10 protein-coding genes are annotated in these 11249 nt (G+C 68.5%); 5 read left to right on the top strand and 5 right to left on the bottom strand.

All coding sequences use genetic code 11. The annotated features are described in order from the left end of the window. Positions 1-89: 89 nt before the first annotated feature. Both Q9R39_RS17320 and Q9R39_RS17315 read right to left on the bottom strand, forming a co-directional pair. Positions 90-563, bottom strand: coding sequence for a hypothetical protein (locus Q9R39_RS17320; protein WP_311277869.1), 474 nt, complete (start codon positions 561-563; stop codon positions 90-92). A gap of 97 nt (positions 564-660) precedes the next feature. After that, positions 661-1614 carry a helix-turn-helix domain-containing protein gene (locus Q9R39_RS17315; protein WP_311277868.1) on the bottom strand — a complete coding sequence of 318 codons (954 nt, stop codon included), beginning with the start codon at positions 1612-1614 and terminating at the stop codon, positions 661-663. A gap of 62 nt (positions 1615-1676) precedes the next feature. On the opposite strand from Q9R39_RS17315, the gene cysD reads away from it, so the two are divergent. The 3 genes from cysD to Q9R39_RS17300 all read left to right on the top strand — a co-directional run bounded on the left by cysD (position 1677) and on the right by Q9R39_RS17300 (position 5351). Then, positions 1677-2639 carry a sulfate adenylyltransferase subunit CysD gene (gene cysD, locus Q9R39_RS17310; RefSeq protein WP_311277872.1) on the top strand — a complete coding sequence of 321 codons (963 nt, stop codon included), beginning with the start codon at positions 1677-1679 and terminating at the stop codon, positions 2637-2639. After that, the gene (gene cysC / locus Q9R39_RS17305) at positions 2639-4501 is read left to right on the top strand and encodes an adenylyl-sulfate kinase (protein ID WP_311277867.1); all 1863 of its coding nucleotides are present in this window, start codon (positions 2639-2641) and stop codon (positions 4499-4501) included. Before cysD ends, cysC begins: the two co-directional genes overlap by 1 nt. Positions 4502-4571: 70 nt before the next feature. Further along, on the top strand, positions 4572-5351 hold the full coding sequence (locus Q9R39_RS17300) for a 3'(2'),5'-bisphosphate nucleotidase CysQ (RefSeq protein WP_068972224.1): 780 nt from the start codon (positions 4572-4574) through the stop codon (positions 5349-5351). A gap of 12 nt (positions 5352-5363) precedes the next feature. Here the strand turns inward: Q9R39_RS17300 and Q9R39_RS17295 are convergent, their stop codons facing one another. The 3 genes from Q9R39_RS17295 to eccA all read right to left on the bottom strand — a co-directional run bounded on the left by Q9R39_RS17295 (position 5364) and on the right by eccA (position 8192). Further along, positions 5364-5903, bottom strand: a complete 540-nt coding sequence (locus Q9R39_RS17295) for a hypothetical protein (protein ID WP_078111637.1) — start codon at positions 5901-5903, stop codon at positions 5364-5366. A gap of 14 nt (positions 5904-5917) precedes the next feature. Continuing rightward, positions 5918-6346, bottom strand: a complete 429-nt coding sequence (locus Q9R39_RS17290) for a hypothetical protein (protein WP_078111636.1) — start codon at positions 6344-6346, stop codon at positions 5918-5920. A 64-nt stretch (positions 6347-6410) separates the two neighbouring features. Next, a complete protein-coding gene (gene eccA / locus Q9R39_RS17285) occupies positions 6411-8192 on the bottom strand; it encodes a type VII secretion AAA-ATPase EccA (RefSeq protein ID WP_078111635.1) in 1782 nt (593 codons plus the stop codon). Between the two features lie 199 nt (positions 8193-8391). Between eccA and purL the strand changes: the two genes are divergently transcribed. After that, a complete protein-coding gene (purL, locus tag Q9R39_RS17280) occupies positions 8392-10686 on the top strand; it encodes a phosphoribosylformylglycinamidine synthase subunit PurL (protein WP_176455858.1) in 2295 nt (764 codons plus the stop codon). Positions 10687-10832: 146 nt separating this feature from the next. Further along, on the top strand, positions 10833-11204 hold the full coding sequence (locus Q9R39_RS17275; RefSeq protein WP_247451375.1) for a CD225/dispanin family protein: 372 nt from the start codon (positions 10833-10835) through the stop codon (positions 11202-11204). Positions 11205-11249 lie beyond the last annotated feature (45 nt).

Below are 11249 nucleotides of genomic sequence, written 5' to 3'. Positions count from 1 at the left end.
GCTCCTCACACCTCAGGGAGCAATGGGGTCGCTTCTTTCGGATTAGGGGGCGGTTGGGTGCCCCCGGAAGTCATCGGTGGCGGTCCGGCTCAGGGGATGACGATGCTCCCGCTGCAGCTCGTGGACGGCACGCTCCAGAGCGCGTTCCGGTTGACCGCGCTGAAGGTCACGTTCACCCGGCCCTTGCCGATCTGGTTGACGGGGATCACGAAGTAGTGGACGCCCTGGTAGGGCGGGTTCACGCGGACGTTGCTGACCTTGGAGCCGCGCTTGCCGGTGGCCAGGTTGTGCCAGTCCAGACGGGCCGAGGACTGGTAGCCGCCGGGAAAGTAGCTGGTGAAGTCGGCGGCGATGTAGGCGTTGCCGGCATACGTGCTGACGATCGTGCGCCGCGCCAGGAACGGGACGTCGACGACGTTCGGGCTGAGGCCCACGCAGGTCGACAGCGGATACTCGCGGGACACCGCGTTCGCGTCGCCGGTGGCTGCGACCCCGAGGCCGGCGGCCGAGGTCAGTGCGATGGCGGCGGCGGCCAACCGGGTGATCGTCTTCGTGCCGGGCATGTCTCGACTCCCTTGCTGGTGGCGATGATCGCTTCGCGCGATCATCGGTCAGTTTCCCGCAGAAAGCCCGATTCGTGGCGATTTCGGCGCGGCGAGTTCATTCGATCGACCGATTGTCTTCTCGTCCGAGATGGAGCGAGATCCCGTCGGCGGCCGCGCGCGTCTCCTCGCCCAGCGTGCGGAGCTCGTCGACATCGAGGGTCCTGTTCGGGCACACGACGATCGCCGCGACCACTCGCCGGGCGGCGTCGAAAACGGGTGCGCCGATCGTGACCACGGGGACACCCGTGCCGTCGGTCGCGCAGGCGTCGATCTCCTCGGGTAGGTAGTCGATGACCGACAGCTCGGTGAGCAGGTCGCCGACCCGCGCACGCAGGGTGTCCGACATGGTGTCGAGGGAGCTGAGGGCCTCGATCATCGCCACGTGGTCGTCGGTCATTCGCTCGATCGAATAGCCGCGTTCGGCGACGACGTCGAGCACCATGCGGAGGCGGGTGCGGGTGGACTCGGCGGCCTGGCCGATCCAGTTCGACCGGGCGTCGTCCGGGTCGAAGGCGATGAACTCCCGACAGATCGGCGGGCGGAGCCGGATGCGGCTGCCGTTGCGCAACCAGGGATGCTGCGCGGTTTCCGGTGCCAGGTGGGGCGGAAAGGCGTGCGACGCCAGGGTCACCGCGTCGGCCGAGGTCCGTCGGGCGACGAAACAGGGGACGTCGAACCGTTCGCACAGGTCGCGCGCCGCAGATGCGGCCCACCGGACGAGGTGGTCGGCGCCGTCGGCGTTCCGGACGAGGCCGACGAAGGCCGGTCCGACGCCGAAGGTGCCTGCCGACGGGTCCCGGATCAGCCATCCGCAGTCGACGAGTTCGGAGACGACGGCGTGTGCGGTGGCGCGCGACATCGAGGTCTGACGCACGATCTCGGCCAGCGTCAGCGCCGGTTGTTCGGCGTCGGCGAGGAGTTCGACGATGCGGACGACCCGGGCGGTCGGTGGCGACGCCGCACGTGCCGGTTGACGCGCGTCGGAGAAGTCACCTACGGTTTGTGTCACATTGTCAACACATAGTGTCGAATATTCGACATGTCAAGGGGGTTGCTCCGGTGGCCATCACCATCGACGCCGACGACGGACGTCGTCCCGACGACACCGAGGACCGGCGTCGTCGTCACCACGGTTATGAGCTCTCGCATCTCGCGGCGCTCGAGGCCGAATCGGTGCACATCTTCCGCGAGGTCGCCGCGACCTTCGAGCGTCCGGTGCTGCTGTTCTCCGGCGGCAAGGACTCGGTGGTGATGTTCCATCTGGCCCGCAAGGCCTTCTGGCCGGCGCCGATCCCGTTCCCGCTCATGCACGTCGACACCGGGCACAACTTCGACGAGGTGATCGAGTACCGCGACCGCGTGGTCGCCGAGACCGGGGTTCGCCTGCTCGTCAGTTCCGTGCAGGACGACATCGATGCGGGACGGGTCGTCGAACAGACCGGGCCGGGGGCCAGCCGCAACCGGCTGCAGACGGCCGCGCTGTTGCGCGGCATCACCGAGAACCGATTCGACGCGGTCTTCGGCGGCGCCCGGCGCGACGAGGAGAAGGCGCGCGCGAAGGAGCGCGTGTTCAGCTTCCGAGACGGGTTCGGCGCATGGAACCCCCGCGAGCAGCGGCCCGAACTGTGGCGGCTGTACAACGGACGGCACGCCAAGGGCGAGCACATCCGGGTCTTCCCGTTGTCGAACTGGACCGAACTCGACATCTGGCAGTACATCGCGGCGGAGGACATCGATCTACCCGAGATCTACTACGCGCACCAGCGCGAGGTCATCCCGCGCGACGGCATGCTGCTCGCGAAAACCCGCTTCCTGCAAGAGCTCCCGGGTGAGGAGGTGCGGACCGAGACGGTCCGGTTCCGCACCGTCGGTGACGCCACGTGCACCGGTTGCGTGCTGTCGGGCGCCGACGACGTGATGAAGGTGATCGAAGAGATCGAGGTGACGAGGCTGACCGAGCGGGGCGCCACGCGCGCCGACGACCGGATCTCCGAGTCGGGGATGGAAGACCGCAAGAAGGAAGGCTACTTCTGATGGGCGACCTCATCGCCGCCGGCGGCGCGACCGAGATGCTGCGTCTGGCGACCGCGGGCTCGGTGGACGACGGCAAGTCGACACTCATCGGTCGGCTCCTCTACGACTCGAAGGCGATCTTCACCGATCAGCTCGAGTCGATCGAGCGCACCAGCGCCGAGCGCGGCGACGAGTACGCGAACCTCGCGCTGCTCACCGACGGCTTGCGCGCCGAACGCGAGCAGGGCATCACCATCGATGTCGCCTACCGGTATTTCGCCACCCCCCGGCGGAAGTTCATCATCGCCGACACCCCCGGCCATGTGCAGTACACGCGCAACATGGTGACCGGTGCCTCGACTGCCGATCTCGCGCTGATCCTGATCGACGCGCGCAAGGGCGTGCTCGAGCAGACGCGGCGGCACGCGTTCCTGTCGTCGTTGCTCGGCATCCCGCACCTGACGGTCTGCGTGAACAAGATGGACCTCGTCGACTGGTCGCAGGAGCGTTTCGACGAGATCTGCGCCGACTTCGTCGATTTCGCGACTAAGCTCAACGTCGTCGACCTGACGTTCATCCCGATGTCGGCGCTGCGGGGCGACAACGTCGTCGAACAGTCCGCGGCGATGCCGTGGTACGAGGGGCGTCCGCTGCTGAATCACCTCGAGCACGTCTACATCGCCTCCGACCGCAACCTGATCGACACCCGTCTGCCCGTCCAGTACGTGATCCGGCCGCAGCGCAGCGACGGCGCCGACCACCGCGCCTACGCGGGCACCGTTGCCGGCGGTGTGCTCGCCAAGGGCGACGAGATCGTCGTCCTCCCCAGCGGTTTCAGCACCACCATCACCGAGATCTGGGCGCCCGGTGGCCAGCCGATCGACGAGGCCTTCGCGTCGATGGCCGTGTCCGTCGAACTCGCCGACGAGATCGACATCGTGCGCGGCGACATGCTGGCCCGCCCCAACAACCGGCCGTACGTGGGACGCGACCTGGACGCGATGGTGTGCTGGTTCGCCGACGACGCCGAACTGCGACCGGGCAACCGGTATCAGCTGCTCTGCGGAACCCGGTTGACCCGCGCGCAGGTCAACGGCCTCAACTATCGCCTCGACGTCAACTCGCTGCACCGCGACGAGGACGCGGAGGGATTGTCGCTCAACGAGATCGGACGCGTCACCCTGCACACCCAGGAGCCGGTGACCTTCGACTCGTACCGGCGCAACCGCGACACGGGCAGCTTCATCCTGATCGACGAGGCCACCAACCGGACCGTCGGCGCGGGGATGATCACGGCGCCGGTGAGTCACGACAGTCATGTCGTGTGGCAGGCGACGAAGGTCGGGCGCGAGCACCGTGCGCACCGCGGCGCGACGATCTGGCTGACCGGTCTGTCCGGCTCCGGGAAGTCGTCGCTGGCGGTCGAACTCGAGCGGCGCTTCGTCGCCGAGGGGCGTCCGGCGTACCTGATGGACGGGGACAACCTGCGGCACGGCCTGAACTCGGATCTGGGCTTCTCCGACGACGACCGCCGGGAGAACATCCGCCGGACCAGCGAGGTGGCCGCGCTGTTCGCCGACTCGGGATCGGTGGCGATCGTCTCGCTCATCAGCCCGTTCGCCGAGGAACGGCAGCGGGCCCGGGAGATCCACGCCGAGCGCGGGCTGCCGTTCTACGAGATCTTCGTCGACACCCCGCTCGCCGAATGCGAACGACGCGATCCGAAGGGGCTGTACGACCGTGCGCGGCGGGGGGAGATCAGTCAGTTCACCGGCATCGACTCGCCCTACGAGCGTCCGTCCGACCCGGATCTGCACATCACCCCCGACGACGGCCCGCCGTCCGAGGTCGCCGACCTGGTCCTGCGTAACCTGGGTCTGTGAGCGCAGCCTCGTAGCCGTCCGGCGCGAAGCGCCGCGTCCTGCCACCGGTATCCCGACCGAGAGGAACCCCGTGACCGACGATCGTGCCCTGGCCGGTGAACTGGCCACCGCCGCAGGTGAACTCCTGCTCGATATCCGCCGCTCCAGCGGATTGACGGGCAAAGAGCTCGGTCAGGAGGGCGACCGGCGGTCCGACGAGTTCATCCTTGGGCGTCTCGCACAGGAGCGTCCGGACGATGCCGTGCTGTCGGAGGAATCGGCCGACGACAAGTCGCGACTGTCGGCGTCGCGCGTGTGGATCATTGATCCGGTCGACGGCACGCGTGAGTACGGCACCTACGAACCCGGCGGCGGGCGCAGCGACTGGGCCGTGCACGTCGCGCTGTGGTCGGCCGACGACGGGCTGATCGCCGGTGCGGTCGCCTTGCCGGCCCTCGGGGTGACCTACCTCGACGACGGTTCCGCCGTCGAGCCCGTGGAAGGCCTGGCGTCCCGGCCCCGGACCGGAGTCCCGCGCGTCGTCGTGAGCAGTTCGCGCCCACCGGCCTTCGCCGACGAGGTGGCCGCGGCGATGGCCGGCGAGGTGCTGCCGATGGGTTCCGCCGGTGCCAAGGCGATGGCGGTGGTGCGCGGCGAGGCCGACGCCTATGTCCACGCCGGCGGCCAATACGAGTGGGATTCGGCCGCACCCGTCGCCGTCGCGAAGGCGAAGGGCCTGTGGTGCGGGCGGATCGACGGTTCGCCCCTCGTCTACAACAACGAGGACACCTACCTGCCCGACCTCGTCATCTGCCGGCCGGAATTCACCGAGGCGATCCTCACGGTCACCACCGAGGGTGCCGGCGGCTGACGTCCGAGCGCCTCAGTGCGTGACCACGACCTTGATCGCGACGATCACGGTCGCCACCAGCGTGACCGCTCCGGAGCTGAACAGCGTTGCCCGGCTGGGCCGTTCGTTGTTGAGCCGGTCGATGACGAAGACCGTGCCGCCGATGCGCAGAAGGATCACGATCTCTGCGATCAACTGGGCGGTACGGGGCTCGATCCAGCCGATCAGGCCGAGCAACAGGATCGCGCAGGGCAGGAGCGCCGAGGTCAGGATCGGCACCGAGTCGCGGAGATGACCGAGGACCTCTGATCGCGTCGGCTCGACCTTGCCGTCGGACACGCGCCGGGCGACGCCCTCGGCGAAGACGTGCGCGATGAAGGTCGACGCGGCGGTGCCCGCGAGGATCGCGATACCGACGAAGTCGTCCTCGACGTGCAACGGGATGAGCACGGCCAGGATCAGGATGTTGCCGTAGATGTAGGCACTGATGCGCGGCGCGGCGTGCTTGCGTTCGAGTGGGTTGTCCCGACTGAACAGCGGCCCGTGCAGCAGGGACCACGGACTGTTGCTCATAGCTGGTGAAACTATCAGCGCGGGAGGAGTTCGGCGACGACAGCGGCGATGGTGTCGTCGGGCCGCGTCAGGCAGACCGTCGCCGCCACGGTGGCCACCTGCTGGACATTGTCGGTCACGTCCAGATCGGTCAGGACCGCCGCCCGCCGGGCGTCGTCGAGTTCGCGGAACTCCGTGCACGTCATGGTCGACGCGGAGCCGGACCCGGTGTCGGAACCGGACTCGGAGCCGCGCGACGGTGACGCACTGGCCCGGCTGCTGTCCGCGGATGTGGCGGGGCTGCTCGTCTCGGTGGCGCTCGTGGTCGGGACCGCGCTGTCGGATGAAGGCGCGGGCGCGGCATCGTCGGACGAACACGCACCGATCGCCAGCATCATCATCGCGGCCATCGACAGGCCCGCGGCCAGCTCGGCGGGGCGGGATCGGCGGGCGGGAACAGACATCACGGAACTCCTCGGGAAGCGGTCCGGGTGGTGACCCGGTGGTGCGGGATGGGATGGGGCGCGGTCAGCGCATGAGGCCGGAGAGCACGCCTGAGATGGCGGCCCGGACATCCGTGGTCTCGATGCGCATCAGGTCGTCCTGGCTGAGTGAGTCGAAGTCGCCTGCGGTGCTGAGCCGGAACTCGCGCTCCTCCTCGGCCGCCTCGATGATGTTGCGGATGAAACGGCCGTTGCCGGCGAGATCGGTGGCGCGCCGCGCGGTGCCCTGATGCTCGCGGACGTCGTGATACAGGGGAGCGCACGCCTGCTCGATCTCGACCATCGCCTCCCGGGTCAACGACGAATCACGTTTGCGCGCGATGAAATCGGCGATGCGGGCGAGTTCGTCGGGAGTGTAGGAGTCGAAGCGCACCCGGCGTGCGAAGCGCGACGCCAGTCCGTCGTTGGAGGCGAGGAACCGATCGATCTCGGCGTCGTAGCCGGCGATGATCACGACCAGCCGGTCACGGTCGTCCTCCATCCGGGCCAGCAGGGTGTCGACGGCTTCGCGACCGAACGCGTCGCCGCCGGACAGCCCCTGCTGGATGAGCGTGTACGCCTCGTCGATGAACAGGACGCCGTCCATCGCGGAGTCGATGAGCGCCGCGGTCTTGATGGCGGTGCTGCCGAGGTGTTCACCGACCATGTCGCGGCGGGTGGCCTCGACGACCTTGTCGGACTTGATGAAGCCGAGGCCGCAGTAGATCTTGGCGACGATGCGGGCCACGGTCGTCTTGCCGGTGCCGGGCGGTCCGGTGAAAGCCAGGTGCAGGCTGCGGGCCGACGTCGACAGCCCGCGGTCGGCGCGGACCTTCGCCAGGGTCGCGGTGGACTGCAGTTTGGCCACCTGCTGCTTGACCGACTCGAGCCCGATCTGTTCGGCCAGTTCCCGTTGCGCCTCGGTCACCAGCGAATTCTGTTCGGCGGGGTCCCCGGAGGTCGACACCAGGGACTCGGCGCGATCGGGCACCGACTTCGGGTCCCACCGGTCGGTGCGCTCGGCGATCTGCTCGGGCGTCGTGGGGGGCATCCGGTAGGAGGGCGACCGGATGGCGTCGGCCGCGCCGGTCAGCGACGGGTCACGGGCGTAGGCCTGCTCGAACATCGACTTCGCCTTCTCCTCGTGGCCCTGCTCGCGCAGCGCGAGGCCGTAGACGAAGATCGCCTGCGTCGAACAGGACGGGATCGGGCCGTCGACCGCGTTCTGCAGGCGCCGCATGCCCTCGCCGTACATGCCGAGATGCACGCACGACGTCCCGGCCATGAAGTCGGCGACGGCCTGCATGTACGGGTCGTTCCACCGGTCGGACCTGGTCAGCGAGGTCAGGACGTCGGGCCAGCGCTGGGTGGCGAAGTGCAGGAACGCGCGGACGAAATCCACGATCGGCACGCGGTGCGCCGGGGGTACCTCGTCGAGGACCTCTTCCGCACCGGCGAAGTCCGCGCCGCGGACCAGACTGGCCGCGTAGGCCGCGGTCGCCTCGACGGCATTCGACGCCGGGAAGTCGATCAGCATCCCGGTGTACCAGCGCCCCGCGATCGTGCCGGGCGGGAGCCCGAGTCGGCGCTGCTCCGCGCCGATCGACCCGCGGGCACGATAGAGGCCCAGGAGGACCTCGTTGCTGCTGTCGCCGCAGGCCAGCCGGCCGATCCAGGCGTCGCCCAGGGCCGGGTCCCATTCGGTCGCTCGAGTGAAGGCCTTGGCGGCCTGAGCGGGATTGTCGACCGGTTCCTGACCTTCGACCGGGATGTTCAGGGACAGGACGCCGAGTTCGAAGAGTGCCCTCGCCTTGCGGACATCGGCCATCGTTTCCCCCTGTGTCGTCCCATCGGCGCACACCGACCCCGAACCGTTCTCCCCGGGTACCACGACGACACGCCCCGGGGGCGGTCGCCGGAGACAGAGTATCGCTAGACCGGCGTGACATCCGTCGCAGATCTCCCAGGGTGCGCACCCGAGGCGCCCCGGCGGCCGCAACCGCCCGCGCACGCCTAGACTTGTCCGGGTGAGTGCCCAGGTGGATACCGTCTCAGCCGCTGCCCAGACCCCGGACCATCCGCAACCCTTCCGCGAACTCGGTCTCAAGGACGACGAGTACGCGCGCATCCGCGAGATCCTGGGTCGCCGGCCCACCGACGCGGAGCTCGCCATGTACTCGGTCATGTGGTCCGAGCACTGCAGCTACAAGTCGTCGAAGGTGCACCTGCGCTACTTCGGTGAGACCACCACCGACGAGATGCGCGCGAGCATGCTGGCCGGCATCGGCGAGAACGCCGGCGTCGTCGACATCGGCGACGGATGGGCGGTGACCTTCAAGGTCGAATCGCACAACCACCCGAGCTATGTCGAGCCGTACCAGGGCGCCGCCACCGGAGTCGGTGGCATCGTGCGCGACATCATGGCCATGGGCGCACGCCCGATCGCGGTCATGGATCAGCTGCGCTTCGGCCCGGCCGACGCCCCGGACACCCGGCGCGTCGTCGACGGTGTGGTGCGCGGCGTGGGTGGCTACGGCAACTCCCTCGGCCTGCCCAATGTCGGCGGTGAGACCGTCTTCGACGCCAGCTACGCCGGCAACCCGCTCGTCAACGCGCTGTGCGCGGGCGTGCTGCGCACCGAGGACCTGCACCTGGCCTTCGCCTCGGGCGCGGGTAACAAGATCATCCTGTTCGGTGCGCGCACCGGTCTCGACGGCATCGGCGGTGTCTCGGTCCTGGCATCGGAGACCTTCGACGATTCCGAGGGCTCGGGTCCGAATCGCAAGAAGCTGCCCAGCGTCCAGGTCGGCGACCCGTTCACCGAGAAGGTGCTCATCGAGTGCTGCCTCGAGCTCTACCACGCCGGACTCGTCGTGGGCATCCAGGATCTCGGCGGTGCCGGACTGTCCTGTGCCACGAGCGAACTCGCCGCAGCCGGCGACGGCGGCATGCACATCGACCTGGAGAAGGTGCCGATGCGCGCCGAGGGCATGACCCCGGCGGAGGTGCTCTCCAGCGAGTCGCAGGAACGCATGTGTGCCGTCGTGACCCCGGACAACGTCGAGAAATTCCTCGAGGTCTGCCGCAAGTGGGATGTGCTTGCGACCGTCATCGGCGAGGTCACCGACGGCGATCAGCTGGTCATCACCTGGCACGGCGAGACCGTCGTCGACGTGCCGCCGCGCACCGTCGCCCACGACGGTCCGGTCTACGAGCGTCCCGTCGCCCGGCCCGACTGGCAGGACACCGTCATCGCGTCGACGACCGAACCGCTGCAGCGCCCGAGCACATCCGACCAGCTGCGCGAGACGCTGCTGGCCATGCTGGCCTCGCCCGCGCTGTGCAGCCGCAAGTTCATCACCGACCAGTACGACCGCTACGTGCGCGGCAACACCGTCCTGGCCGAGCACGCCGACTCGGGGATGATCCGCATCGACGAGGAGTCCGGGCGCGGCATCGCACTGGCGACCGACGCGTCGGGCCGCTACACCTTCCTCGATCCCTACCGCGGCGCGCAGCTCGCGCTTGCCGAGGCCTACCGCAACGTCGCGGTGTCCGGGGCGACGCCGAAGGCCGTGACCAACTGCCTCAACTTCGGTTCCCCGGAGGACCCGGCGGTGATGTGGCAGTTCCAGCAGGCGGTCCGGGGGCTCGCCGACGGCTGCGCCCAGCTCGGCATCCCGGTCACCGGCGGCAACGTGAGCTTCTACAACCAGACGGGTGCGACGGCCATCCTGCCGACCCCGGTCGTGGGCGTCCTCGGCGTCATCGACGATGTGCACCGCCGCATCCCGACCGGCATCGGCACCGAACCCGGCGAGACACTCATCCTGCTCGGTGAGACCCGCGACGAATTCGACGGCTCGATCTGGGCCCAGGTCAGTCACGACCACCTCGGTGGCGTCCCGCCGCAGGTCGACCTCGAACGCGAACGCCTGCTCGCCGAGATCCTGTCCGCATCGTCCCGCGACGGATTGATCTCCGCGGCACACGATCTCAGCGAGGGCGGCCTCATTCAGACCGTCGTCGAGGCGGCCCTGGCCGGCGAGACCGGGTGCCGCGTCCTGCTGCCCGAGGACGCCGACCCGTTCGTCTGGCTGTTCTCCGAGTCGGCCGGGCGCGTGCTCGTGGCGGTCCCGCGCACCGAGGAATCGCGGTTCACCGCCATGCTCGACGCGCGTTCGATGCCGTGGACACGCATCGGTGTGGTCGACCAGGGCAGCGACGCCGTCGAGGTCCAGGACTACTTCTCGGTGCCCCTCGCCGAACTCCGTGAGGCGCACGAGGGCACCCTCCCGAGGTTGTTCGGCGACACGGTCTAGAGCACGGCCTAGTTGCATCGCGCAACGGTCCGGCCTGCGAGGATTCCGTTGTAAGTCAATGGAATCAATATCGTTTCCAGGCATGTCGCGCCCGGTGATGAACGGTTACGCTCCTGGAGTTCTCTGACCGAGTCGAAAGGGCGCAGATGAGCTACCCCAATGATCCGAACCAGCCGCCGAACTACGGCGCGGGTGGCTACGGACAGCAGCCGTACGGCGGGTTCCCGGGCGGGAATCCGGCCGGCCCGGAACCGGACAACAACCTCGTGTGGGCGATCCTGTCCACGGTGCTCTGCTGTCTGCCGCTCGGGATCGTGTCGATCGTGAAGTCGACCTCCGTCAGCAAGCTGTGGGCCGCAGGCGACTACGCCGGTGCGCAGAAGGCGGCCGACGAGGCGAAGAAGTGGGCGATGTGGAGTGCGATCTCGTCGGTCATCATCTGGGTCCTGATCATCATCGTTTATGTCGTCCTCTTCGTCATCCTCCTCGGCGCCTCCGCGACCACGTCCACGTACTGAGCGTTTCGAGAGGGCCGTCCTCGGACGGGTGTCGGCCCTTTCGAA

The organism is Gordonia sp. AC31, assembly GCF_031844505.1.
Classification (GTDB): domain Bacteria; phylum Actinomycetota; class Actinomycetes; order Mycobacteriales; family Mycobacteriaceae; genus Gordonia; species Gordonia hongkongensis.
This window is presented reverse-complemented; position numbering and strand designations above follow the sequence as displayed.